The organism is Bradyrhizobium sp. SZCCHNR1098, from assembly GCF_032489375.1.
GTDB lineage: Bacteria > Pseudomonadota > Alphaproteobacteria > Rhizobiales > Xanthobacteraceae > Bradyrhizobium.
The window spans coordinates 235,395-261,196 of sequence record NZ_JAUEXY010000011.1; the positions used below are offsets into that span (position 1 = coordinate 235,395).

Below are 25,802 nucleotides of genomic sequence, written 5' to 3' on the forward strand. Positions count from 1 at the left end.
TGACCGGGCGCACAAGCAGCGCCCGATCAGGCCGTGGCCCGGTGAGAAGCTTCAGTCCGCCTTGAAGTCGTCGGTCAGGATCGGCCCCGATATGATCCAGCGCTGACCATCGAATTTCATCATCTGGAATTGCTTGCTGATGCGGTAGTCATCGGGGGTCGTCGTCACCGACATTCCCGGCAACCCGAGATCGGGAACGAAGCCCTTGATGTTGGTCGCCTGCTTCATGATGTTGGCGCGCGTCAGCTCGTCGCCGCATTGCCTGAGAATGTGGACGAGCAGAGCGGCCGTCGAGTAGCCATAGGTCGCAAAGCCGCTGTTGGCGTCCTCGCCGGGCGCGTATTTCGCCATGAACGCCTTGTAGCGTTTCATGCCCTCGTCATCGGCCCATTGCGGATCGAGCGGATCCTTGCCGTAGGCGACCGAGATGATGTCCCTGGCATTCTCGAGCCCCGCGGGCACGAGCACCTGACCGACCGCCGTCGCGTTGACCTCCAGGATGTGGACGGGCTTCCAACCGAGCTCGGCGGCCTTCCTGATCGATTGCGCCGCGAATTTCGGTGTCGACATGTTGTAGAAGAGGTCGGCGCCCGATGCCTTCAGCGTCACCAACTGGGAATCGACCGTCGGGTCGGACAGCTCGTAGGACAGCTCCTTCACGATCATGCCGGCCTTGGCGCCGAGCCCGTCCTTCAGGCCCTTGACGTAGTCTTTGCCGAGGTCGTCGTTCTGATAGAGGATGCCGATCTTCGCGTTCGGATAGTTCTCCAGGATGTATCTTGCGTAGATGTGCGCTTCCGACTGGTAGTTCGGGTTGGCGGAGATCGTCCACGGAAAGTTCTTGGGATCGGTGAAGCGGGACGCTCCGCTTCCCGCCAGAAGCTGCGGAACGCCCTTGCTGTTCAGATATTTCTGGACCGCGGCATTCGGCGGCGTGCCGATGATCTGGAACGTGGTCAGCACCTCGTCGCTTTCGACCAGCTTGCGCACCTGCTCGACCGTCTTCGGCGGGCTATAGGCGTCATCGTATTGAATGAGGTTGATCTTGCGACCATTGACGCCGCCCTGCTCGTTGATCATGCGGATATAGGCCGCCTCCGCCTTGCCGATGGCACCGAAAGCGGAAGCCGGCCCGCTGAGCGGGTTGGTCTGGCCGATCTTGATCTCGGTGTCGGTCGCGCCGACGTCGTATTTCTTTTCAGCGGATGCCGGGGCTGAAAGGCCCACGCCGAACATCAGCAGGGCAGCCGCCGTCGACTTGATCCGTGTCATGTGTCCTCCCGTGAGCGGCTGATCCATGGCCAGCCGATTGTTTTTGATGATGTCCGCGCACGACGAGACTGGCGACGCGCTGCCCGCCGCCCGATCGTCGACCGCCTTCCATCAGGTCTCCGAGACCTACCGTCCGGCCGGCCGCCGGTCAAGTTCATTCATTTAGCACTAAATGAAAATGTTGGAAGCCCGAAGTCTTGCTTGACCGGGCGCGCCCACCCCCTCATCGTCAAAACACCAACGGTGCCGTTCCTGTGTGCGCCGATCAGGGACCACGGAGAGCATGCCAGCAGAGCCGAAACCCGAAGGGCGCCGCACGCGCGCGGAACAGCGCGCGACGACGGTGAAGCTGATCCTCGACACCAGCGAGGAGCTGTTCGCGCAGCTCGGCTATTTCGGCGTGACGATCAAGGATGTGGCGGACAAGATGGGCATCCATCCTGCGCTGATCCATTACTACTTCGAGGGCAAGAGGGCGTTGTTCGATGCCGTGTTCGAACGCCGCATGGAATACGCGGTCACGGTGCGCACGGCCGGGCTGGATGCCTACGAGGCCAAGGTCGGAGATCGTCCGACCGTTGAAGGCGCGCTGCGTGCCTATTATGACGGCGCGTTCGACGTCTACGTCAACGAAGAGGACAACTGGCGACACTTCGGCCGCATCTTCGCGCAGGTCGCCAACGCGCCGGGCTATGGCGTGGAGATGATGGACACCTATCTCGATCCGCTGGTGCTGCGTCTCATCGGGCTGCTGCAGAAGGCGTTGCCCGACGCCAAGCCTGAGGACCTGTTCTGGAGCTTCCAGTTCACCTCCGGCGCCTACTCGCTGATCCTGTCACGGACCGGCCGGATCGACCGCCTGTCCGGCGGCCTGTGCAAGTCCGACGATTTCGCCGCGGTCCGCGAGCGGTTCGTGACCTTCATGGCCGGGGGCTTCAACGCGCTCTACAAGCGGCGGAAGCAGAAGTCGAAATGAGCGCCTCTTGGCGTCTCCTGGCCGTACCATGCAAACAAGCCGGAACGAATGATGATAGCTCCCTACGTCCCGCAAATGGCTCTCTATCGGCAATGGCTGAGGGACAATCGCGGCCTCCACTTCGAGAACTTCGAGCAGATGCGGCAATGGTCCATCCGCGACCTCGACGGATTCTGGCGCAGCATCTGGGACTATCATGACCTGCAGTCGCCGTCCGCGTTTTCGACCGTCCTCAGCAAGCGCACGATGCCGGGAGCGGTCTGGTTTCCGGGCGCTTCGGTCAACTACGCCCAGCAGGTCTTTCGTCACGTCGACGCCGCCGATGCGGCGGGCCTGCCTGCGATCATCAGCAGTCACGAGGACGGCAGGCTCACGGAGACGACCTGGCCCGAGCTTCGGCGAAAGGCAGCCGCCCTGGCGCTGCATCTGCGCGAGCAAGGCGTGGCGCCCGGCGACAGGGTCGCCGCCTATCTGCCCAATATACCCGAAGCCATCATCGCGTTTCTCGCTTCGGCGAGCATTGGCGCGATCTGGAGCGTTTGCGCGCCCGACATGGCCGCGCCCGCCGTGATCGACCGGTTCAAGCAGATCGAACCCAAGGTGCTGATCGCCTGCGATGCGGTCACCTATGCCGGCCGCCGGCACGATCGCCGCGGTGTCGTCGAGGAGCTGCGCCGGTCGTTGCCGACACTCGGTCACGTCATCCTGCACAGTGACGATGCCGGCGCGCAGGTGAGCGACGGGGTTCGTCTCTCGGACGTTCTGGCAAGAACAAGCCCTGGCATCGATGCCTTCGAACCGGAGTGGCTTCCGTTCGATCATCCGCTCTGGATCGTCTATTCGAGCGGCACCACCGGGCTGCCGAAGCCGATCGTGCATGGTCACGGCGGCATCATCGTCGTCACACTCGCCCTGCTCGGGCTGCACAACGACATCGGCTGCTCGTATCAGCCAAATTCGTTCGGCGAGCGCTATCACTGGTACAGCTCGACCGGCTGGATCATGTGGAACAACCAGGTGGGCGCGCTTCTGAACGGGACCACGTGCTGCATCTTCGACGGCAGCCCCGCCGGACCGAAGGATCGTCCGGACTGGACCACGCTGTGGCGATTCGTGGCGAATTCGAAATCCACCTTCTTCGGCGCGGGCGCGGCGTTCTTCGCGAGCTGCGTCAAGGCGGACATCAACCTGGCCGACGCGGGCGATCTGTCCCATCTGCGTTGCCTCGGGTCCACCGGCTCGCCGCTCAGCGCCGACACGCAGGCCTGGTTCGATCAGCGGTTCGCGGCGCTGTCGCAGGTCAATGGCTGCCGGGCGCAGGCGCAAATGTGGTGGGCCAACATCTCGGGCGGCACCGACTTCGCCGGCGCCTTCATCGGCGGCAATCGCGAATTGCCGCAGGTGCCCGGAACGATGCAGTGCCGCGTCCTCGGCGCAGCGGTCGAGGCCTTCAACGACCAGGGCAAGCCTGTCATCGGCGAGGTCGGAGAGCTCGTCTGCACCGCGCCGATGCCGTCGATGCCGCTGCGGTTCTGGAACGACGCGGGGAATGTGCGCTATCTCGCAAGCTATTTCGACGCCTTCGAGACGCGCGAGGGCGGGCCGGTCTGGCGGCACGGCGACTGGCTCAAGGTCAATCCGGACGGCTCCTGCGTGATCTATGGTCGTAGCGACGCGACCATCAATCGCCACGGGCTGCGCATGGGGACGAGCGAATTGTACTCGGCCATCGAAGCGCTGCCGGAGATCCTCGATTCGCTGGTCGTCGATCTCGAATATCTCGGCCGAGACAGCTACATGCCGCTGTTCGTGGTCCTGCGCGACGGCGTCGCGCTCGATGCAGCGATGAAGCGGAAGATCAACATGGCGGTGGAAAGCAGCCTGTCGCGACGCTTCGTGCCTGACGACATCTTCGCGGTTACCGAGATCCCGCGCACGCTGTCCGGCAAGAAGCAGGAGCTCCCGATCAAGAAGCTCCTGCTCGGGCAGCCCCTCGACAAGGTCATCAACCGCGATGCGATGGCCAATCCCGGTTGCCTCGACTGGTACATCGCGTTCGCCCAGAGCCGTTTGCAGAGCGGCTCGGGTGCGACGTAGCAGACGTGCCCGAACGAGCCGCTAGACCACCATCCGGTCGAAATCGATCGCGACTCGGCTGTCAGGAAAGATCTCCCGCGCCTCGGCGAGGATCTCCTCGTCGGGATAGCGGCCGGAGATGTGGTTCAGGACGAGCTGCCTGACGTTGCTGGACGCCGCGAGGCCGGCGGCCTCCGCGGCCGTCAGGTGGCCGTAGTCGCGAGCCATGGCAGAATCGCGCCGGAGGAAGGTCGCCTCGATCACGAGCATGTCCGCGTCGCGGACGTACTCATGCAGACCCTCGGTCGTTTCCGCATCGCCGACGATGACGAGCTTCTTTGGTCCCTGCGGAGGCCCCAGAACATCCTCAGGATCGATGGTTCGGCCATCCTCCAGCGTGACCGGCCGGCCCTCCGCCAAGGCCTTCCGCACGGGCCCATCGGACACGGCGAGCGCTGCCAGACGCTCTGGCAGCAGATGGCGGCGCGCTCGACTCACAAATTCGAAGCCGAAGCTGTCGGTGTCGCGGTGCCGGACGGGAAAGCAGTTGATCGTAAACTCACCGGCGTCGAGAACCTCCCCGCGCCTGAGCGGTACGAACTCAAGCGGGATCGGCGCGCGGCCCTCGCCCCACAGCCCCGCGAGCATTCGGACCACCACATCGAGCGTGCCGGGGCTGCCGTGGACGCGCATGATGTCAGCGCTCCTGCGCAGCCGCAGGGTGGAAAACAGTCCGGGAATGCCGAGGACATGGTCGAAATGGCCGTGGGTGAGCAGGATCCGATCGAGCCGCCGAAAGCCTGCCCCACCGCGGAGCAGCTGACGCTGGATCCCCTCGCCGCAATCGACGAGAATGCGATCCCGGCCTGCTCGAACGAGAAGGCCGGGATGATTGCGGTCCGCGGACGGAACGCTCGCCGAGGTCCCCAGGAACGTGAGCTCAAACATCACAGCCGGGCCAGGCGAATTTCGGTCGCGGCGGCGTGACCCGTTTTGACAACGGGTCCCGGCTGCGCTGCTTCGTTTCAATCACCGTAGGCCATCCTTTTTTCTGAGTGCTTTTCCCCAGCCGCCGTTTGATGGCCTGACGGGCAGATCTCATCGCAACGCCGCCGTCAAAGGGACGTCGCAGGCAGCGCTCGGGCCGGGCAGACTTCATCGCCACGCTCTGATAGAGCTTGGCGATGCCAAGCTCCGGTCCGGAACAGGATGCCGCGCCGCCGGCCATTCGCAAGATCATCCACATCGACATGGATGCATTCTATGCGTCGGTCGAGCAGCGGGACAATCCCGAGCTGCGCGGCAAACCCGTGGCCGTCGGCGGATCGCGCGAGCGCGGCGTCGTGGCAGCCGCAAGCTACGAGGCTCGGGCGTTCGGCGTGCGCTCGGCCATGCCGTCGGTGACGGCAAAGCGCCAGTGCCCGGACCTGATCTTCGTCAAGCCGCGCTTCGAGGTCTACAAGGCCATCAGCCAGCAGATCCGCGCCATCTTCGCCGAGCACACGCCGATCATCGAACCTCTGTCGCTGGACGAGGCCTATCTGGACGTCACCGAAAACCTGCGAGGCATTCCGCTGGCGCGCGACATCGCGTTGCAGATCCGGGCCAAGATCAAGGCCGAAACCGGACTCAATGCCTCCGCGGGAATCTCCTACAACAAGTTCCTCGCCAAGCTGGCCTCGGACCATCGCAAGCCCAATGGGCAATACGTCATTTCGCCGGAGATGGGTCCGGTCTTCGTGGAGGGGCTGCCGGTCGGCAGGTTTCACGGCATCGGCCCGGCGACCGCTGCGAAATTCAACGCGCTCGGAATTCATACCGGCCTCGACATCCGCAATCAGACCCTGCCCTTCCTCCAGCAGCACTTCGGCAAAGCGGGCAACCACTACTATTGGATCTCGCGCGGAATCGACAATCGCCCGGTCCGAGCCAATCGCATCCGAAAATCCGTCGGCGCCGAAAACACCTTCTCGACGGACCTGACGGAATTCGAGCCGATGTTGGCGGAGCTGCAGCCCCTGATCGACAAGGTCTGGCAGCATTGTGAAACCAGCGGCAACCGAGGCCGGACGGTCACGCTGAAGGTCAAGTTCGCCGACTTCGACATCATGACGCGCAGCAGGTCCGTCGCCCACGCGGTCGGGAGTCGCGAGGATCTGGCCCGGTTGTCCGTTGCGCTCCTGCAGAGCGAGATGCCGTTGCCGAAGCCGGTGCGGCTCCTCGGCGTTTCGCTGTCATCCTTGCAGCAGCAGAATGACGCCGGGGCGGACGCACAGCTGCCCTTGCTGATCTGAGGCGGGCTGGACGGTCCGATCATGCGTCGAGGACGGCGGACGCACGTCGCGCGCAACGTCATCCATGTCGAGCCGGGCTGGCTCGAGAAGCGCGCCTGCCACGGGCGAAAGACCGGTCGGGGTCCCGGAGTCCTGTTGACCTCTGTAGGGTACCCCCCTATCTTATGGAGATGTCGCACACGATCAAACACAAGTCGAAGCTGCTTGCGCGCGTCCGGCGCATCAAAGGACAGATTGATGCCGTGGAACGGGCGCTGGACGCGGAGCTGGGCTGCGCCGACGTCCTCATGCTGGTGGCGTCGGTCAGGGGCGCCATCGGAGGCCTGACCACCGAGCTGCTGGAGGATCACATCCGCCACCATGTCGTCGATCCGGCGCACGAAAAGGACCCTGAAAAGGCCAAGGGCGCCGCGGACCTCATCGAAGTGGTTCGAACCTATCTGAAATGACACTCGCATGACCGACCTGTCTCACCTTCTGCAACAAAGCAGCGCGAACGCGTGGCTGTTCGTCCCCAGCGCCATCGTTCTAGGCGCGCTGCACGGGCTCGAGCCGGGTCACTCCAAGACCATGATGGCTGCGTTCATCGTCGCGATTCGAGGAACCGTTTTTCAGGCCGTGCTGCTTGGCCTGTCGGCAACCCTCTCCCACACCGCGATCGTGTGGGTGATCGCGCTGGCCGGGCTTCACTTTGGCCAAGAATTCTCCGGGGCGCGGAGCGAAGCCTATCTGCAACTGATCTCGGCCGTCGTCATCATCGGCATCGCCGTGTGGATGGTCTGGCGCACGTGGCGGGATAAGAATGAACATCACGGTCATCATCATCATGACGCGCCGACATCCGTCGTGCTGACCGGACGTACGTTGTTGCTCGAGATCTTCGAAGACGGCGTGCCGCCACGCTGGCGAGTCCGGACCGAGTCCGGCGCGCTCCCTCCGGCCGGCGAACTCCAGCTCACGACCATTCGCGGAGATGGCGACGCGCAGAGCTTCAGCTTCCGCGCCGCAAGCGATTACCTGGAGAGCATCGAGGAGATTCCCGAGCCGCACGCGTTCAAGGCACGGCTTGCGCTTGCGGGTGACACTGCCGAGATCCTGTTCGAGGAACACGGGCACGATCACATGGACCTCGGCGATGAGGACGATGCCCACGCACGCGCCCATGCGGACGACATTCGAAAGCGCTTTGCGGGACGCACGGTCACGACCGCGCAGATCGTCGCCTTCGGTCTCACAGGCGGGTTGATCCCCTGCCCCGCCGCCATCACCGTCTTGCTGCTCTGCATCCAATTGAAGCAGTTCGCCCTCGGCTTCATTCTGGTGCTGTGCTTCGGCATCGGTCTGGCGATCACGATGGTCTCGGTTGGCGTCGCGGCGGCCCTTAGCCTGCGGCACGTCGAGCGGCACTGGAGCGGGCTCAGTCGCTTCGCCCACCGTGCGCCCTACGTCTCGGCGGCTCTGATCGTGCTCGTCGGGGTCTATACGGGGTGGCTGGGTCTGCACGAATTCATCACGTGAGGCCCGCGATCCGGGATCCAGCCGGACAGGGAGAGATCAGCGCATTACCTCCGCGGCGTTCCCGGCCCATCCGGCAGTTGACAGCCGAGCCATCGAGCGCTTTATTTCGCTTACGGGGATGTGCGATCTCCCCGCGAGGCGACATGCCCAAGAATCGCGTCCTGGTCACCAAGGGCGCAACATGTCATCATCATACACCTCGATATCATCCGAAAAATTGTCTCGACTGATCGGCACGGCGACCTCGCCACGGCTCGTCGACGTGCGTGTCGACGAGGATTTCGCCGCCGACCCACGCCTCATCCCCGGCGCCGTCAGGCGCTCCCATCTCGACGTCCAGCAATGGGCACCGAGCTTCACCGGCCAATCGGTTGTCGTGATCTGCCAGAAAGGCAAGAAGCTGAGCGAAGGCACCGCGGCCTGGCTCCGGTGCAGCAACGTCGCAGCCGAGGTCCTCGAGGGCGGGCACGTCGGCTGGACAGAGGCACAACTCCCGACCGTGCCAGCCGACAGAATTCCGAGCAGGGACGACCGCGGCCGCACCGTCTGGGTCACGCGATCACGCCCCAAGATCGACCGCATCGCCTGTCCATGGCTGATCCGTCGCTTCGTCGACCCCGCCGCGGTCTTCCTGTTCGTGACGCCGGCCGAAGTCGAAGCCGTCGCCGAGCGTTTCCAAGCCACTCCCTTCGACATCGAGAATGTCTTCTGGAGCCACCGCGGCGAGCTTTGCACCTTCGACGTCATGGTCGAGGAGCTCGGTCTGCGGACACCACCCTTGGAACGACTCGCCACGCTGGTGCGTGCCGCGGATACGGCGCGACTTGATCTCTCGCCCGAGGCTCCTGGCCTCCTTGCCGCTTCACTCGGCCTATCGCGAATGTATGACGACGATCTGGAGCAGCTGAGCGCCGGCCTGCTGCTCTATGATGCCTTCTACCGCTGGTGCCGCGACGCCACGAAGGAGGCGCACAACTGGCCGACCAGCACGGTGAAGTCATGACGGACGTCGCAGCATCCCGGAAGCCGATCGCGGAGGAGCTCGCCCACGGCATCTCCTTCAACGAGGCGCTTCTCGTCTGGATCCGGGTGGCCGTGCTGAGCTTCGGCGGCCCCGCCGGTCAGATCGCGGTCATGCATCGCATTCTCGTCGAGGAGAAGAACTGGATCTCGGAGAGCCGCTTCCTGCACGCCCTGAACTACTGCATGCTGCTGCCCGGCCCGGAGGCGCAACAGCTTGCGACCTATATCGGCTGGCTGCTGCACCGGACCACGGGCGGCATCGTCGCAGGAACGCTCTTCGTTCTGCCCGGCATCTTCGCCATCATGGGCCTCAGCTACATCTATGCAGCCTATGGCAATGTCGGCGTCGTCGAAGCCTTGTTCTTCGGCCTCAAGGCGGCCGTGCTGGCGATCGTGATCCAGGCCGTCGTCCGCGTCGGCAAGCGTGCGCTGCGCAATCGGATCATGATCGGACTGGCGGCCGCAGCCTTCGTCGCGATCTTCTTCTTCGGGGCGCCGTTTCCGATCATCATCATTGCCGCCGGAGTCATCGGCTTCGTCGGTGCCCGCCTCGGCCGGCCGGAGTTCGCAGCCCTCGAGCACGGCGGCAAGAGCGCCGGCGCGATCGACAGCATGCTCGGCGAGGCCGTGCCGGATCACGTCCGTCCGAACGCTGCGCGCACGCTGCGCGTGGCGGCCGTCTGGCTCGCGATCTGGCTCGTCCCCGTCTTCGCACTGCTGATCCTGCTCGGGCCGAACGACGTCTTCGGCCAGATCGCGATCTTCTTCAGCAAGATGGCGATGGTGACGTTCGGCGGCGCCTACGCCGTGCTCGCCTACGTCGCGCAACAGGCCGCGGAGTACTATCACTGGGTTGCTCCGCGCGAGATGCTCGACGGCCTCGGCATGGCGGAGACGACTCCCGGTCCCCTGATCATGGTCGTCCAGTTCGTGGGCTTCATGGCCGCGTTCCGCGGCGCCAGCGGGCTGTCTCCCATGCTCGCCGGCACGCTGGGCGGACTGCTGGCCACGTGGGTGACGTTCGCGCCGTGCTTTCTCTGGATCTTCGTCGGCGCGCCCTACATCGAGGCGTTGCGGGGAAACAAGGCGCTCGGCGGCGCGCTCTCGGCCATCACCGCCGCCGTCGTGGGCGTGATTCTCAATCTGTCGATCTGGTTCGCGCTGCACACCCTCTTCCGCGAGACCTTTCCGATCCAGGGATTTGGACTGTCATTCGACGCGCCCCGGCCGATGAGCATCGACCTGCCGGCCGTTGTCCTGTCGGTTGCGGCCGCTACGGCCATTTTCCGCTTCAACGTGGGAATGCTCGTCGTGCTCGCCGCCTCGTGCATCGCGGGCATCCTGATGCGCTTTGCGGGCGTCATCTGAGAGCACGCTGCGACGGAACATGGGGCAGTGACAGACCAAAAGGAGCGAACGATGAGAAGCACGATCTGGAGTCTGTTGGGCCTCGGCGCCTGCCTCCTCGCACACGGCGCCGGACCGATCGTCTCGACGGCGCGCGCACAGGACATCGATTGGCAGAAGGTCGACGAGACATTGGGCCGGAAGCCATCCGTGGCGGGAGACGTCCGCCGGTACGGCTTCCCGCGCACCGATCTCGCGGTGACCCTGGACGGCGTAACCATCAGGCCGGCGCTCGCGCTCGGCGGCTGGGTCGCGTTCAAGCCGGCGCATGGCGGCACCATGATCATGGGCGATCTCGTCCTGCTGGAATCAGAGGTCAATCCGGTAATGGCGAAGATGATCGCCGGCGGGCTCGAAATCAGCGCCGTGCACAACCATCTGCTCCGCGCGAGCCCAGCAACGTTCTACATGCATGTCGCCGGTCACGGCGATCCGGTCAAACTCGCGTCCGCCATCCGCGACGCCCTCGCCGACAGCAAGACACCGTTGACGATTGCGGCGTCGCCGACCACGCCGCCGCCGGCCATCGATCTCGATACGACACAGCTCGATCAGATCCTGGCGGTCAAAGGACAGGCCAATGGCGGGGTCTATCAGTTCAACGTGCCGCGACGCGATCCAATTATCGAGGGCGGACTATCCTTGTCTCCCGTCGCGGCGATGGGCGTCGCGACGGGCATCAACTTCCAGCCGACCGGCGCGGGCAAGGCCGCTGTCACCGGTGACTTCGTGCTGAGCGGGGAGGAGGTGAACCCCGTGATCCGGACGCTCCGTGCCCACGGCATCGAGGTCACGGCGCTGCATAGCCACATGCTGGACGAACACCCCCGCCTCTTCTTCATGCACTTCTGGGCGAACGATGATGCGATCAAGCTCGCCAAGGGTTTGCGGGCGGCGCTCGACAAGACGGCAAGCACCAAGAGCTAAGAGCAAAGAGCGAGGAAAGGCGCGGTCCGAGAGTGCGCGGGCCTTGCTCTGCCGGCAGGTGCGGCAACCTGTTGGTCTGGCCCGCCTGCAACGGCCACGCATGCGTGAGACGCCGATCGGTTGCAAGGCAACGCGCTGCCGGAGTCCATGCGAGCTCCCTCATGGTGCCGAAGATTAGGGACGGGGGCAGATCCCGTCCCTCGACCCACGCGCGATCCTATGGCAAGTCTGGACGACGCCGATGTGGCGCAGCCGGATGTCGTGATGTCGTCGGAGCAGGACTGGACGAGCGCTTTCCCGCCGTTGCGACAACTGCCGGAGGAGATCTTCGCGCAGTTGCGCGAGGCCAGCCTCATTGTCGAGCTTCCGGAAGGCAGCCGGATTTTCGGCCCCGGCCAGGCGCCGGACTCCTTCCTGCTGCTGCTGGACGGGACCATCCGGGTGCAGCAGACGTCCGAGGCCGGCCGCGAGATCGTGCTCTACCGCGTCCAGGCAGGCGAAAGCTGCGCGCTGACCACGGCCTGCCTGATGGGCTACGAGGAATACCAGGCCGAGGGCATCGCGGAGACCCGGATCCGCGCCGTGGCGATCCCGCGCGCGCTGTTCGACCGGCTGATCGCCAGCTCGCGCGAATTCCGTCAGTTCGTCTTCACCGCGTTCAGCCGCCGCGTCACCAATCTCTTCCGCATCATCGAGGAGGTTGCGTTCGAGCGGATCGATGTGCGGCTCGCCCAGAAGCTTCTCGAGCTTGCCGGGGCAAAGCAGCAGATCGTTGCAACGCATCAGGATCTCGCCAACGAGCTCGGCAGCGCACGCGAGGTCATCAGCCGCCAGCTCAATGAATTCGCGAGGCGCGGCTGGTTGCGAATGGCTCGCGGAATCGTCGAGATCACCGACAGACCGGCGCTTGTCCAGCTGGCCCAGCATGATTAGGAACCGGCGTCTCTTGGTGACTTAGTTACATACGCGCGCCGTATCCCGCCCTATCGTCTGCATCATCGCAAGCCAAAGGGGAGCGCGACATGACACGGAACATTGGCAAGATCGACCGGCTGCTCAGGATCATCGTCGGACTCGCCATCCTCAGTCTCACGGTCGTAGGGCCGCAGACCTTGTGGGGCCTTCTGGGCCTGATCCCGCTCGGCACCGCACTGATCGGCTGGTGCCCGCCCTACGCGATGCTCGGCATCAATACCTGCGGAACGAAATCCAGTCCGATGTCTTAGACCGCGCAGGACAACAAACGCGGCGTGGGCGGCGATGCCGCCCCGGAGCCAAATCGTGGAGCAGCAGCCATGTCCTATCCAATCGATCTCCGCGTGCAGCCGAAGGTGGCCGGATTTTTCGATCCTGACACCAGCACGATCAGCTACGTAGTGAAGGACCCGTCATCGCATTCCTGCGCGATCGTCGATCCCGTCCTCGACATCGACTACGCGGCCGGCCGCATCAGCACCCGCTCCGCCGACATGCTGATCGACTACGTGAAGATCAACGGACTCCGGCCAGAGTGGCTGATCGAAACGCATGCGCATGCCGATCATCTCTCCGCTGCGCCCTACATCCAGGACAAGCTCGGCGGCAAGATCGGCATCGGCGAGCATATCCTGACCGTGCAGGAGACCTTCGGCAAGGTTTTCAACGAGGGCACGGAGTTTCGCCGCGACGGCAGCCAATTCGACCGGCTGTTCAAGGATGGTGACACCTATCAGGTGGGACAGATGACGGCCCTCGTGATGCACACGCCCGGTCACACGCCCGCCTGTGCCACGCACGTGATGGGCGATGCAGCTTTCGTCGGCGACACCTTGTTCATGCCCGACGGGGGAACGGCGCGGGCCGACTTTCCAGGCGGCAATGCGCGCACGCTGTTTCGCTCGATCCGGAAGATCCTTGAAACGCTGCCGCGCGAGACCCGGCTGTTCATGTGTCACGACTATGCCCCCAACGGCCGCGCGGTGCGCTGGGAAACGACCGTCGGCGAGGAGCGGCTCCACAACATCCACGCGCGAGACGGGATGACCGAGGACGAGTTCGTTGCGCTTCGCGAGGCCCGCGACAAGACGCTCGGCATGCCGCGCCTGATCATTCCATCGCTTCAGGTCAATATCCGCGCCGGACATCTGCCTCCCGCGGACGCGACGGGAAAGACATTCCTGAAGGTACCGATCAACGTACTTTGAGAACCACTCGCTTTGCTCACGCGATGCCGGCCTGGGCCGCAAGTTCGCGGCGTCACGAAGATGTCAGTTGCCAAGAGCGGCCGGTCTGCGCGACCAGTCCAAGCTGGAGCAGATGATCCAAGATGAGGCATGCTGATTTCGAGATGCCCGCGATGACACGCCGCCTGATGGCGGCGCTGGTCGCGCTCGTCTTGAGTCTGGCGCCTCTGCTCGGAACGTTCGAGGTTGCCACGGCAGACACCGGTGCCGGTGCCCCTCAATGGTCCCGAACGACCACGAGCGCGCCCAAGCCGTGCAGGAAGGCCGTCCTTCCGGGCATGATCAACACCTGTCCGTTTGCCGCGGCTGGTCTGACCGCCGTCCCGGCGAACGACAATCCTGCGGCACAGCCGGTTGCCGCCTCCCGGACGCTGTCCTGGCGCCCCTATGACGAGGCGCTGACGACGCAATGCTACGGGTCCTCGCCCTACCGTCCTCCCTGTCGCCACGCCTGACCGTTCCGTGCTCATCGGCTCACGGGCAGCGTAACGCCGTGACTTGAGCGAACGAATATCCAACATCGATCGCGGGTCACGCGGATCGGCTCGTGGTGCCCGTCTCTAGGCGTGCCTTGCGCCGGATCGCGCGGCGCAGCGGCCACCGCAATGTGCGATCAGCGCGCGGGAGATCATCATGTCCATCCGTCATCTTGGCCGGCTCGTATTGCTGTTCGGCCTGCTCCATCTTGCGGCGACGACCGCCGCCGCGGGTCAGTTGCGGCCGCAGGCGAACGTCGACACGCGCCTGCTGGTCGGCGACATCACGCGAGCAGACGACCGCCCGGCCACGGCGTGGGCGGGACTGGATGTCAGGCTGGATGCAGGCTGGCACACCTATTGGCGCTCGCCCGGCGACGCCGGCGCACCACCGCAATTCGACTGGAGCGGCTCGCGCAACGTCGCCGATGTCACCGTCGAATGGCCGGCGCCGAGCCGCTTCAGCGAGCAGGATATCGACACGTTCGGCTATGCCGAGCACGTGCTGTTTCCGTTGCGCGTGCGGCTCGAGGATGGAGCGGCGCCCGCACATCTCACGCTGAAGGCCGTGCTGTTCGTCTGCTCGGTCATCTGCACCCAGCAGGAAGCCGATCTCGAGGCCGACATCCCCGCCGTTTCGCGTCGGCCGAACGATCAGGCGCTGATCGACGAATGGCGGCAGAGCGTCCCGCGGGCGAGTTCGCCCGGACTTTCCATCACGGCGCTGCGCATCGATCGGCAACCAAAGCCGCAACTGCTGCTCGAAGCGCATGCTACGCCGCCACTGCACGCGCCCGACGTCTTCCTTGATGGGGACGACGCCGTGTCCAGCGGCCGTCCCCAGGTGAGCACGATGTCGGACGGCGGCGTACGGATCGCCGTGCCGGTGCAAGGCCTCGATCGGGCCGGTCCGGTGCAACGCCTGCGGGTCACCCTGGTCGATGGCGACCGATCGATAGAAGCCATGCTTCCGGTGGATGTCGATCAAGCTGCTCACGCTTCTGCGGCCAAAGCAGCCACACCGGCACCGCGTCCTTCGGCGGCATCGATCTGGGCCATTCTCGGCGTGGCCCTCCTCGGCGGCTTCATCCTCAACTTCATGCCCTGCGTGTTTCCGGTGCTGTCGCTGAAGCTCGTTTCGCTGGTCGATCACGATCCCGCACACGCGCCCTCGCCGCGTCGGGCATTCCTGGCGACGGCCGCCGGCATCGTCGCCTCGTTCGTGACCCTGGCCATCATCCTGTCCGCGCTCAAGGCCGCGGGCGCCGAAGTCGGCTGGGGCCTGCAGTTTCAGCAGCCCGCTTTCCTCATCGCGATGATCATCGTGCTCGCGGCATTCGGCGCCAACCTGCTCGGCCTGTTCGAGATCAGCCTGCCGTGGTGGATCGCCGGCCGCCTCGGCAACGCTGCGAGCCGCAGGACGATGGCAGGTCATGCCATCAACGGCTTCGTCATGACGCTGCTGGCCACGCCGTGCTCGGCGCCATTCGTCGGCACCGCCGTCGCTTTTGCGCTGTCGCAGGCCGCGCCGCAGATCCTGCTGGTGTTCACCACGCTTGGGCTCGGCATGGCTGCGCCGTATCTGTCTCTCGCCGCGGCGCCGGGCCTTGCCGCACTCTTCCCGCGGCCCGGCCGCTGGATGCTGAAGCTGCGCGCCGTCGCAGCGGCCGCGATGGCGGCGACCGCGCTATGGCTGCTGATCGTGCTCGCCGACATCAGTGGACCCTCGACTGCGGTCATCCTCGCCGCTGTGCTGCTCGTCCCTGCGCTGATCACGGCGGCGCTCCGTTTCCCGTTGCGGCGAACGATCGCCGGAGCCGTCCTCGCCGGCACGATCGGACTGGCGCTGATCGCCGCCACCTCCGTCAAGCAGCCGGACGACGCAAGCCGGCCGGCCGGAATCGCCTGGCAGCCGCTGGTGCCCGCCGAGATCACGGCACAGGTGCGGGCCGGCCACACGGTCTTCGTCGACATCGGCGCCAGCTGGTGCGTCACCTGCAAGGTCAACGAGAAGCTTGTGCTCGACAGCACGGCCGTGCGCAGCCGACTCGCGTCGGGTGTCGTTGCCGTCAAGGCGGACTGGACCTCGCCCAGCGACGCGATCGCGACCTACCTCCGATCCTTCGGCCGCTACGGCCTGCCGTTCAACATCGTGTACGGCCCCGGAGCTCCCAACGGCATCCTGCTCCCCGAACTGCTGACGCCGCAGACCGTGCTGGATGCCATCGACACCGCATCGACCATCCCTCATCAGGAGAACGACAAGTCATGACCATGAAGGCCTTTACCGCATCGATCGCCATGCTGCTGCTGTTGACTGCGGCCATCCTGCCGATCCAGGCTCGCGCCGAGGACGACGACACCGACATTCTGAGCGAAGCGCGCATCCTGCACGATCCCGCCATCCCCGCTGTCGGAAACGCCGATGGCGACATCACGATCGTCGAGTATTTCGACTATCAGTGTCCGTATTGCCGCAAGATCAGCCCGGAGCTCGCCAAGGTGGTTCGCGACGACGGTCACGTCCGTCTCGTCTTCAAGGATTGGCCGATCTTCGGCGGCGCCTCAATCTACGCGGCGCGTCTCACCCTGGCGGCGAGATATCAGGGCAAGTTCGCCGAGGCCCATGAGGCGCTGATCTCGCTCAATGAGAAGCTGTCGGAGGCCAAGGTCGATGCGGCGCTCAGCGGCGCCGGAATCGACCTCGCCCGCGCCAAGGCCGACCTCGCGGCCAAGCGCGCCGACATCGACGCCGTGCTTGCGCGCAACCACGAGCAGGCCACGGGCCTCGGCTTCCGCGGCACGCCGGCCTTCATCATCGGCCATTTCCGCATCCCCGGCGTCCCCAATGCACAGGCCTTCAAGCAGGCCATTGCGGATGCCCGCGCTGCTGCGTCCAGCAAGTGAGCCGGCGCATGACGGGGGCGTCAAGCAGTGGCCCTGCCTGACGCCAACCGCCGAGTTTGGCGCGTCTGCCAAAGCCGCGGCCGACGATCCCGCCAATATTCCCACTGCCCCCAATCGATGCTACCAAACTCGCACCACCGGCCCTATCCATGCCGAGGAAGCATCGATGTTCGACCTCAACCAGCTGCGCTGCTTCGTCACCGTGGCCGAGGAGCTGCATTTCGGCCGCGCCGCCGTGAGGCTCAACATGACGCAGCCGCCGCTCTCCAGGCAGATCCAGGTGCTGGAGCACATCATCGATGCGGTGCTGCTCGAGCGCACCAGCCGCTCGGTGAAGCTCACGCCGGCCGGGCGCAGCTTCCTGCCGGAGGCGCGGCGCATCCTGAAGATGGCGGAGAGCGCCGCCCAGGTGGCGCAGCGCATCGCCAGCGGCAAGAGCGGGTCGCTGAAGATCGGCTTCACCGCGGCCGCGGCCTACGGCTTCCTGCCCGACCTCGTCGCCGCCTGCCGAACAGAGCTGCCCGAAGCTGATCTGTCGCTGAAGGAGATGGTCTCGGGCGACCAGATCGAGGCGCTCGCCTCCGGCCAGATCGATGCCGGCTTGCTGCGGCCGCCGATCGCGCGGCCCGAATTCGCCACCCGCCGCGTCGTCGCCGAGCCGCTCTGCGCCGCGCTGCCGCGCCGGCATCGGCTGGCCTCGGCCGAGACCGTGTCGATCCGTGATTTCGACGGCCAGAACTTCATCATGTATTCGCAGACCGAGGCGCGCTATTTCCACGATCTCCTGGTGTCGCAGTTCATGCGCGCAGAGGTGCTGCCGCGCTACGTGCAGCACCTGAGCCAGATCCACTCGATCCTGGCGATGGTGCGCGCCGGCCTCGGGCTTGCGATCGTGCCCGAAGCTGCCTCCAGCTTGAAGATCGCTGATGTCCGGCTGCGGCCGCTGAAGCTGCGCAACCCGACGCCGGCCGAGCTGTTCCTGGTCTGGCGGCGCGATCACGACAATCCCCTGCTGCCGGCGCTGGTCGAGCTGGCCGGCAATCTCGCCGTGCAGCAGGCGGAGGATTGATGCCGGCTCAGCATCAATCGATACCGTGATTGGCTTGGACCGGCATTGAACTTGGTCCTACGACAGCGCCCAGAGAATGCGCTCTGGCGCCCGTGCCGCGCCATTCCGTAAGACATTCGTGAAGGACCCGCACGATGAGCAAGATGACCCCGACGGAAATGGCTGCGAAGATCGGCAGCGGCCTGCTCTCCTTCCCCGTGACGCCATTCAAGGCCGACTATTCGTTCGACGAGGCCACCTATCGCGCCAACATGGACTGGCTTTGCGGCTATGAGGTCGCAGGCCTGTTCGCCGCCGGCGGCACCGGCGAGTTCTTCTCGCTCACCCCTGCGGAGGTGCCTGAGGTCGTCGAGGTCGCGGTGCACGAGACCCGCGGCCGGGTGCCCGTGCTGGCGGGTACCGGCTACGGCACCGCGATCGCGCGCGAGATCGCCATTGGCGCCGAGAAGGCCGGCGCCGACGGCCTCCTGCTGCTGCCGCCCTATCTGATCCATGCCGAGCAGGACGGCCTCGCCGCCCATGTCGAGGCGGTCTGCAAGTCGGTCAAGATCGGCGTCATCGTCTACAACCGCGACAACGCCATCCTGCAGCCTGACACTTTGGCGCGGCTGTGCGAGCGCTGCCCGAACCTGGTCGGCTACAAGGACGGCATCGGCGACATCGAGCTGATGACCCGGGTTTACACCAGGATGGGCGACCGCCTAACCTATATCGGTGGCCTGCCGACCGCGGAGACCTTCGCGCTGCCCTATCTCGACATGGGCGTGACGACCTACTCCTCGGCCGTGTTCAACTTCGTACCGGAGTTCGCGACGAACTTCTATGCCGCAGTGCGCAAGCGCGACCACGCCACCATCCAGGCCGGATTGAAGGATTTCATTTTGCCGCTGATCGCGATACGCAACCGCAAGAAGGGCTACGCGATCTCGATCATCAAGGCCGGCATGAAGGTGATCGGCCGCGATTCCGGTCCTGTCCGCCTGCCGCTGACCGATCTGACCGCGGAGGAGATGGCGGAGCTGACGGCGCTGGTGAAGGCGCTGCCGGGCGCCGTCTCGGCACAGCAGGCGGCGGAGTGATCTTGTTGTCATTCCGGGGCAAGGCCGCAAGGCCTTGAACCCGGAATCTCGGAGTTGATGGATAAGAGGCGCAAGCCAATCTCTGGATTCCGGGTTCAGCCCTGACGGGCTGCCCCGGAATGACGACAACAAAACGAGACGACGACGGAGGAGCACATGAGTTACGCAGCCACCAGCACAGGAATCTCCGGTGCACCGGTCGTCACCGGCATGGAGGTCATTCCGGTCGCCGGCCGTGACAGCATGCTGCTCAATCTCAGCGGCGCGCATGGGCCGTTCTTCACCCGCAACCTCGTCATCCTCACCGACAATGCCGGCCACACCGGCGTCGGCGAGGTGCCCGGCGGAGAGAAGATCCGGCAGACGCTGGAGGATGCCAAGGGCCTGATCGTCGGCCAGAGCATCGGCGCCTGTAACACCATCCTCGCCACCATGCGCACGACTTTCGCGGACCGCGACGCCGGCGGCCGCGGCAAGCAGACGTTCGATCTGCGCGTGATGATCCACGCAGTCACCGCGGTGGAGTCGGCGCTGCTCGACCTGCTCGGCCAGCACCTCGGCCTGCCCGTCGCAGCGCTGCTCGGCGAAGGCCAGCAGCGCAAATCCGTCGAGGCGCTCGGCTATCTGTTCTTCATCGGCGACCGCAAGAAGACCGACCTGCCCTACGCCACCGGCGAAGGCGAGAAGGATGGCTGGTATACGCTGCGCCATCAGGAGGCGATGACGCCTGAAGCCGTCGTGCGGCTGGCCGAGGCGACGCACGACGCCTATGGCTTCGCCGATTTCAAGCTCAAGGGCGGCGTGCTCCAAGGCGAGGCCGAGATCGAGGCGGTGACCGCGATCGCCAAGCGCTTTCCGCAGGCGCGGGTCACGCTCGATCCCAACGGCGCTTGGTCGCTCGACGAGGCGATCCGGCTGTGCAAGGACATGCACGGCATCCTTGCTTATGCCGAGGACCCCTGCGGCGCCGAGGCCGGCTTCTCCGGGCGCGAGATCATGGCCGAGTTCCGCCGCGCGACGGGCTTGCCGACCGCGACCAACATGATCGCCACCGATTGGCGGCAGCTCAGCCATGCGCTGCGGCTCGGCGCGGTCGACATCCCCTTGGCCGATCCCCATTTCTGGACCATGCAGGGCTCGGTCCGCGTCGCCCAGACCTGCAAGGACAATGGCCTGACCTGGGGTTCGCACTCCAACAACCATTTCGATATTTCGCTGGCGATGTTCACCCATGTGGCCGCCGCCGCACCGGGCAAGGTCACCGCGATCGACACCCACTGGATCTGGCAGGACGGCCAGGCGCTGACCAAGGCGCCGCTGCAGATCAAGGGCGGCAGGATTGCCGTGCCCGAGCAACCCGGGCTCGGCATCGAGGTTGACCGCGGCGCCATCGAAAAGGCCAATGCGCTGTACAAGAGCCACGGGCTCGGCGCACGCGACGACGCCGTCGCAATGCAGTATCTGATCCCCGGCTGGACCTTCGACGACAAGCGCCCCTGTCTCGTGCGATGACGGAGGCGATCGGTTAGATCGTCCGAGCAATCGCGCAAAAGTCTGGAGAACAACATGAACGCGATCCTCAAGAATTTCATTGCCGGCGAGTGGGTCGACGGCAGCGGGGTGACCCGCAACATCAACCCGTCCAACACCAACGACGTCGTCGGCGAATATGCCAAGGCCGACCGCGCGCAGACCGAGAAGGCGATCGCCGCCGCCAAGGCCGCTTTTCCGGCGTGGTCGCGCTCGACCCCGCAGGAGCGCTATGACGCGCTCAACAAGATCTCGGCGGAGATCCTGTCGCGCAAGGAAGAGCTCGGCCGCCTCTTGGCGCGCGAGGAAGGCAAGACGCTGCCGGAGGGCATCGGCGAGGTGGCGCGTGCGGGGCAGATCTTTGCGTTCTTTGCCGGCGAGGCGCTGCGCCTGACCGGCGAGAAGGGCGCCTCGGTACGTCCGGGCCTCGACGTCGAGATCACCCGCGAGGCGGTCGGCGTCGTCGGCATGATCACGCCCTGGAATTTCCCGATCGCGATCCCCGCCTGGAAGATCGCGCCCGCGCTCTGCTACGGCAACACGGTGGTGTTCAAGCCGGCCGAGCTGGTGCCCGGCTCGGCGCATGCGCTCTCCGAGATCATCGCGCGCTCCGGCCTTCCCGCCGGCGTGTTCAACCTCGTCGTCGGCTCCGGCTCGGTGGTCGGCCAGACGCTGCTCGAGCACCCCGACGTCGCCGCGATCTCCTTCACCGGCTCGGTCGGCACGGGGCGCAAGATCGCGCAGACCTGCGTGCTGTCGAACCCGATGAAGAAGTTCCAGCTCGAGATGGGCGGCAAGAACCCGCTCGTCGTGCTCGACGACGCCGACGTCAAGGTCGCGGTCGAGGCCGCCGCCAACGGCTCCTACTTCTCGACCGGCCAGCGCTGCACCGCGTCTTCGCGCCTGATCGTCACCGAGGGCATCCACGACAAATTCGTTGCCGCGCTGACCGAGCGGCTGAAGGGCCTGGTCGTGGATGACGCCGTCAAGCAGGGCACCCATATCGGCCCGGTGGTCGACGGCAATCAGCTCGAGCAGGACCAGCGCTATCTCAAGATCGGCCAGGACGAAGGTGCCAAGCTGACCTGGGGCGGCGAGTTGTTGAACCGCGAAACGCCCGGCTTCTACATGCAGCCGGCGCTGTTCACCGAGGCCACCAACACCATGCGCATCGCCCGCGAGGAGATCTTCGGGCCGGTTGCCTGCGTGATCCGTGCGAAGAACTACGACGAGGCGCTGGCAATCGCCAATGACACCGAGTTCGGTCTCGCGGCGGGCGTCTGCACCACCAGCCTCAAATACGCCTCGCACTTCAAGCGCAACAGCGAGGCCGGCATGGTGATGGTCAACCTGCCGACCGCCGGCGTCGACTATCACGTGCCGTTCGGCGGCCGGAAGGGCTCGAGCTACGGCGCCCGCGAGCAGGGCTCCTACGCGCGCGAATTCTACACGACGGTGAAGACGGCCTACACCTATCCGGTGTGAGACCTCGCCCATCGTGAGCGCCGTCATGGCGAGGCGCGAAGCGACGAAGCAATCCAGACCTCCTGTTCGGCCCTGGATTGCTTCGCTTCGCTCGCAATGACGGAAACCAAGACCTGTAGGGTGGGCAAAGGCGCGAAGCGCCGTGCCCACCGACGGCTCGAAGACGAACGAAAGACGGTGGGCACGCTTCGCTTTGCCCACCCTACGGAGCAGCACGGAGCGAGCATGAACCAGCAGGTCGTCGCCAACCAGGAGCCCCGCATCATCAAGCTCAACGCGCGCGACAACGTCGCGATCGTGGTGAACGATTTCGGCCTGCCCGCCGGCACCAGCTTCCCAGATGGCCTGACGCTGAAAAGCTTCGTGCCGCAGGGGCACAAGACCGCGCTGGTCGACATTCCCGAGGGCGGCCCCATCATCCGCTACGGCGAGATCATCGGCACCGCCAAGTCGGCGATCGCGGCCGGCGAATGGGTCGACGAGGCCCGCATCGACATGCCCGAGGCCCCAGCCCTCGACAAGCTGGAGATCTCCACTGCCGTGCCGGCGCCGCTGCCGCCGCTCGACGGCTACACGTTCGAGGGCTTCCGCAATGCCGACGGCTCGGTCGGCACCCGCAACGTGCTGGGCATCTCGACCTCGGTGCAATGCGTCAAGGGCACGCTGGAATTCGCGATCAAGCGCATCAAGAGCGAGCTGCTGCCGAAGTACCCCAATGTCGATGATGTCGTCGCGCTGACCCACGCCTATGGCTGCGGTGTCGCAATCACGGCGCCGGACGCCGTGGTGCCGATCCGCACTTTGCAGAACCTGGCGCTGAACCCGAACTTCGGCGGCGAGATCCTGGTCGTCGGCCTCGGCTGCGAGAAGCTCGCGCCGGAACGGCTGCTGCCGGAGGACACCGAGGACTCGATCGTGCGCATGCAGGACGAGGCCTTCGATGGCTTCGGCGCGATCGTCGAGGCGATCATGACCCAGGCAGACCGTCGCCTCGCGCAGCTCAACAAGCGCACGCGCGAGACCTGCCCGGCAGCCGATCTCGTGATCGGCCTGCAATGCGGCGGCAGCGACGCGTTCTCCGGCGTCACCGCCAACCCTGCGGTCGGCTTCGCCGCCGACCTGCTGGTGCGCGCCGGCGCGACCGTGATGTTCTCCGAGGTGACGGAGGTTCGCGACGCCATCCAGCTCTTGACCCGGCGCGCGATCAACGAGGACGTCGGCCGCGCGCTCATCCGCGAGATGGACTGGTACGACTCTTATCTGGCCCGCGGCGGCGCCGATCGCAGCGCCAACACGACGCCGGGCAACAAGAAGGGCGGGCTCGCCAATATCGTCGAGAAATCCCTGGGCTCGATCGTCAAGTCCGGCTCCGGTCCGATCCATGGCGTGCTGGCGCCGGGCGAGAAGGCCAAGCAGAAGGGCATGCTGTTCGCAGCCACGCCCGCCTCCGACTTCATCTGCGGCACCCTGCAGCTCGCCTCCGGCATGACGCTCCAGGTGTTCACCACCGGCCGCGGCACGCCCTACGGCCTCGCCGCCGCGCCCGTGATCAAGGTCGCGACCCGCAGCGAGCTGGCGCGGCGCTGGAAGGATCTGATCGACTTCGACGCCGGCCGCATCGCCACCGGCGAGATGACGATCGAGGAGACCGGCTGGGAGCTGTTCAAGCTGATCCTCGAGGTTGCGAGCGGCCGCACCAAGCCGTGGTCGGACCGCTGGGGCATCCACAACGATCTGACGCTGTTCAATCCGGCGCCGGTGACCTGAGGGAGCGCTCACCCTGCCATGCCAGTTGCCTCGCTCAAACCTCTCCCCGTCATTGCGAGCGAAGCGAAGCAATCCAGGGTCCCGACCACCATCCTGGATTGCTTCGCTTCGCTCGCAATGACGCGTATATTGAAGCAACGAGCCTAGACAACGAAGGCCGGGAGGAAGAGCCAGATGTCCAGCTTCAGCCGCTTCGCCGCGCTTGCCGTCACCGCCCTCCTCCTCTCCGCCGCCCCCTCTCGCGCCGAAGACTCCATCCCCGGCGTGCCGCGCGAACTGCTGGAGGACATCGCGACCGGCAGCCGCGTGCTCGCCGATCTCGGCGTCGTCGATGCCTTCGGCCATGTCAGTGCGCGGCATCCCACCAATCCGCGCCACTTCCTGATGGCGCGCTCGATCGCGCCGGCGCAGGTCACGGCCAATGACATCATGGAATTCGACGAGAACGGCGAGCCGGTCGATGCCAAGAACCGCGCCGTCTTCCTCGAACGCTTCATCCATGCCGAGATCTACAAGGCCCGCCCGGATGTCAACGCGGTGGTACACACGCATTCGCCCGGCGTCGTCCCCTTCAGCGTCAGCCGTACACCCTTGAAGCCGCTCTATCACAATGCGGCCTTTCTCGGCGACGGCGCCCCGGTGTGGGACATCGGCAAGGAGTTCGGCGCGACCGACATGCTGGTGCGCAACAACGCCATCGGCAGGTCGCTCGCATCCGCGCTCGGCGACAAGTCCGTGGTGCTGATGCGCGGCCATGGTGACGTCACCGTCGGTCCGGCGGTCCAGGCCGCCGTGTTCCGCGCCTACTACACCGATGTGAATGCGAAGCTTCAGGCCCAGGCACTCGGGCTCGGCTCCGAGGTGACGTATCTCAGCGCCGAGGAGGCCGCCAAGGCCGATGGCGTCAACATGGTGATCATGGATCGTGCCTGGGTGTTGTGGAAGCAGAAGGTGCAGATTGGCAAATAGCGTCCGGCGATTACCGACCTCATTTTGCCGCAAAGTTGACACATCCGTTGATCGAACCTTAATTCCTGATTCTCCCATCGGGCCTGACGCCGCGGATGTCCCTGCATTTTCCTCGCATTGTCGCCGTCGCGCTCGGCCTCTGCCTCGGCTCGTCCTGTCTGGCCCAGGCGCCGATGACGGCTGCCAGCACGTCTGAGAACAAGCCAGACATCGATCTCTATGCGCTGATGTCCGGCTCCTGCCGCACCGCGAAGGTCGATGGCCGCGAATTTTCGTGCAAGACGGTGGCGTTCTTTCACAGCGAGAAGGGGCGGGCTCATTTCACCGTCGCGCTCGACGATCCGGCCGACGAGAGCCACATCATCGCATTCTCCGGCGTCAATGGCCGCAGGTCGATTCAGAACGTCTACGAACTGCCGATCGACCGCATGCTGCTGAATTCCAAGCATCGTCCGAAGGTCGATGGCATTCCGGTGCCGGCGACGAAGAGCTCGGCCGGCGTGTGCCGTCAGGTCGGCAATTTCGCGATGCTCAAGGTCACGAGCGTGACCTGCTCCGCCAAGGACGACGGCGGCCGCGCCTATGAGCTGCAGTTCGTCTCCGACGGCACCCCCATCACCTTGCGCCGGGTGCGCCAGACGATGACGAACGCCGAGCACAATCCCTACGAATGAACGCGCCGGGGGTGCGACAATGCCCATCCGGGCCGCCTGACACGCATCTGTTCCAAACCACATCTCGCACAGCCATGAACATGAGGGCGCATTCTCGCGGCAGATGATGCCCGAGGCTTGCGATCCGTCTC

Annotated in this window: 24 protein-coding genes; 21 read left to right on the forward strand and 3 right to left on the reverse strand. The window is 65.3% G+C overall.

Annotation, left to right across the window (positions count from 1 at the left end; translation table 11 throughout):
* Positions 1-51: 51 nt before the first annotated feature.
* A complete protein-coding gene (locus QX135_RS23510; protein ID WP_316178459.1) occupies positions 52-1,272 on the reverse strand; it encodes an ABC transporter substrate-binding protein in 1,221 nt (406 codons plus the stop codon).
* Between the two features lie 283 nt (positions 1,273-1,555).
* On the opposite strand from QX135_RS23510, the gene QX135_RS23515 reads away from it, so the two are divergent.
* Both QX135_RS23515 and QX135_RS23520 read left to right on the forward strand, forming a co-directional pair.
* Positions 1,556-2,248, forward strand: a complete 693-nt coding sequence (locus QX135_RS23515) for a TetR/AcrR family transcriptional regulator (protein ID WP_315771333.1) — start codon at positions 1,556-1,558, stop codon at positions 2,246-2,248.
* Positions 2,249-2,299: 51 nt separating this feature from the next.
* The gene (locus tag QX135_RS23520; RefSeq protein ID WP_316178457.1) at positions 2,300-4,345 is read left to right on the forward strand and encodes an acetoacetate--CoA ligase; all 2,046 of its coding nucleotides are present in this window, start codon (positions 2,300-2,302) and stop codon (positions 4,343-4,345) included.
* 21 nt (positions 4,346-4,366) lie between these two features.
* Here the strand turns inward: QX135_RS23520 and QX135_RS23525 are convergent, their stop codons facing one another.
* The gene (locus QX135_RS23525) at positions 4,367-5,272 is read right to left on the reverse strand and encodes a ribonuclease Z (RefSeq protein WP_316178455.1); all 906 of its coding nucleotides are present in this window, start codon (positions 5,270-5,272) and stop codon (positions 4,367-4,369) included.
* On the reverse strand, positions 5,265-5,576 hold the full coding sequence (locus QX135_RS23530) for a hypothetical protein (RefSeq protein WP_316178768.1): 312 nt from the start codon (positions 5,574-5,576) through the stop codon (positions 5,265-5,267). Before QX135_RS23530 ends, QX135_RS23525 begins: the two co-directional genes overlap by 8 nt.
* Between QX135_RS23530 and dinB the strand changes: the two genes are divergently transcribed.
* The 19 genes from dinB (at position 5,509) to QX135_RS23625 (ending at position 25,671) form a co-directional block, all read left to right on the forward strand.
* Positions 5,509-6,618: a DNA polymerase IV gene (dinB, locus tag QX135_RS23535; protein WP_315771327.1), complete on the forward strand. Its 1,110-nt coding sequence runs from the start codon at positions 5,509-5,511 to the stop codon at positions 6,616-6,618. The two genes, QX135_RS23530 and dinB, sit on opposite strands and share 68 nt — an antisense overlap.
* A gap of 170 nt (positions 6,619-6,788) precedes the next feature.
* Positions 6,789-7,067: a metal/formaldehyde-sensitive transcriptional repressor gene (locus QX135_RS23540; RefSeq protein WP_315736666.1), complete on the forward strand. Its 279-nt coding sequence runs from the start codon at positions 6,789-6,791 to the stop codon at positions 7,065-7,067.
* Positions 7,068-7,074: 7 nt separating this feature from the next.
* Positions 7,075-8,136, forward strand: coding sequence for a nickel/cobalt efflux transporter (locus QX135_RS23545; protein WP_316178452.1), 1,062 nt, complete (start codon positions 7,075-7,077; stop codon positions 8,134-8,136).
* Positions 8,137-8,317: 181 nt separating this feature from the next.
* Positions 8,318-9,139: a sulfurtransferase/chromate resistance protein gene (locus QX135_RS23550; protein ID WP_316178450.1), complete on the forward strand. Its 822-nt coding sequence runs from the start codon at positions 8,318-8,320 to the stop codon at positions 9,137-9,139.
* Positions 9,136-10,527: a chromate efflux transporter gene (gene chrA, locus QX135_RS23555; protein ID WP_316178448.1), complete on the forward strand. Its 1,392-nt coding sequence runs from the start codon at positions 9,136-9,138 to the stop codon at positions 10,525-10,527. The genes QX135_RS23550 and chrA overlap by 4 nt, the downstream gene beginning before the upstream one ends.
* Positions 10,528-10,578: 51 nt before the next feature.
* Positions 10,579-11,493, forward strand: coding sequence for a DUF1259 domain-containing protein (locus QX135_RS23560; RefSeq protein ID WP_316178445.1), 915 nt, complete (start codon positions 10,579-10,581; stop codon positions 11,491-11,493).
* A 264-nt stretch (positions 11,494-11,757) separates the two neighbouring features.
* Positions 11,758-12,426, forward strand: coding sequence for a Crp/Fnr family transcriptional regulator (locus tag QX135_RS23565; RefSeq protein WP_316178748.1), 669 nt, complete (start codon positions 11,758-11,760; stop codon positions 12,424-12,426).
* Positions 12,427-12,515: 89 nt separating this feature from the next.
* Positions 12,516-12,719 carry a DUF2892 domain-containing protein gene (locus QX135_RS23570; RefSeq protein ID WP_316161567.1) on the forward strand — a complete coding sequence of 68 codons (204 nt, stop codon included), beginning with the start codon at positions 12,516-12,518 and terminating at the stop codon, positions 12,717-12,719.
* 69 nt (positions 12,720-12,788) lie between these two features.
* Positions 12,789-13,676 carry an MBL fold metallo-hydrolase gene (locus QX135_RS23575; protein WP_316178442.1) on the forward strand — a complete coding sequence of 296 codons (888 nt, stop codon included), beginning with the start codon at positions 12,789-12,791 and terminating at the stop codon, positions 13,674-13,676.
* A 152-nt stretch (positions 13,677-13,828) separates the two neighbouring features.
* The gene (locus tag QX135_RS23580) at positions 13,829-14,170 is read left to right on the forward strand and encodes a hypothetical protein (protein ID WP_315796172.1); all 342 of its coding nucleotides are present in this window, start codon (positions 13,829-13,831) and stop codon (positions 14,168-14,170) included.
* A gap of 178 nt (positions 14,171-14,348) precedes the next feature.
* Positions 14,349-16,463 carry a protein-disulfide reductase DsbD family protein gene (locus tag QX135_RS23585; RefSeq protein WP_316178440.1) on the forward strand — a complete coding sequence of 705 codons (2,115 nt, stop codon included), beginning with the start codon at positions 14,349-14,351 and terminating at the stop codon, positions 16,461-16,463.
* On the forward strand, positions 16,460-17,098 hold the full coding sequence (locus QX135_RS23590; RefSeq protein WP_316178438.1) for a DsbA family protein: 639 nt from the start codon (positions 16,460-16,462) through the stop codon (positions 17,096-17,098). The genes QX135_RS23585 and QX135_RS23590 overlap by 4 nt, the downstream gene beginning before the upstream one ends.
* A gap of 166 nt (positions 17,099-17,264) precedes the next feature.
* Positions 17,265-18,167, forward strand: a complete 903-nt coding sequence (locus QX135_RS23595; RefSeq protein ID WP_315736656.1) for a LysR substrate-binding domain-containing protein — start codon at positions 17,265-17,267, stop codon at positions 18,165-18,167.
* Between the two features lie 134 nt (positions 18,168-18,301).
* Positions 18,302-19,246, forward strand: coding sequence for a 5-dehydro-4-deoxyglucarate dehydratase (gene kdgD, locus QX135_RS23600; RefSeq protein ID WP_316178436.1), 945 nt, complete (start codon positions 18,302-18,304; stop codon positions 19,244-19,246).
* Positions 19,247-19,402: 156 nt separating this feature from the next.
* Positions 19,403-20,758, forward strand: a complete 1,356-nt coding sequence (gudD, locus tag QX135_RS23605; RefSeq protein ID WP_316178435.1) for a glucarate dehydratase — start codon at positions 19,403-19,405, stop codon at positions 20,756-20,758.
* A 54-nt stretch (positions 20,759-20,812) separates the two neighbouring features.
* On the forward strand, positions 20,813-22,261 hold the full coding sequence (locus QX135_RS23610) for an aldehyde dehydrogenase family protein (protein WP_315778942.1): 1,449 nt from the start codon (positions 20,813-20,815) through the stop codon (positions 22,259-22,261).
* A gap of 225 nt (positions 22,262-22,486) precedes the next feature.
* Entirely contained in the window at positions 22,487-24,028 is a 1,542-nt protein-coding gene (gene garD / locus QX135_RS23615) for a galactarate dehydratase (RefSeq protein ID WP_316178433.1), read from the forward strand.
* Positions 24,029-24,202: 174 nt separating this feature from the next.
* Positions 24,203-24,997 (forward strand): class II aldolase/adducin family protein, encoded by a 795-nt coding sequence (locus QX135_RS23620; RefSeq protein WP_315736651.1) that lies wholly within the window; start codon positions 24,203-24,205, stop codon positions 24,995-24,997.
* A 95-nt stretch (positions 24,998-25,092) separates the two neighbouring features.
* On the forward strand, positions 25,093-25,671 hold the full coding sequence (locus tag QX135_RS23625) for a hypothetical protein (protein ID WP_315771303.1): 579 nt from the start codon (positions 25,093-25,095) through the stop codon (positions 25,669-25,671).
* Positions 25,672-25,802 lie beyond the last annotated feature (131 nt).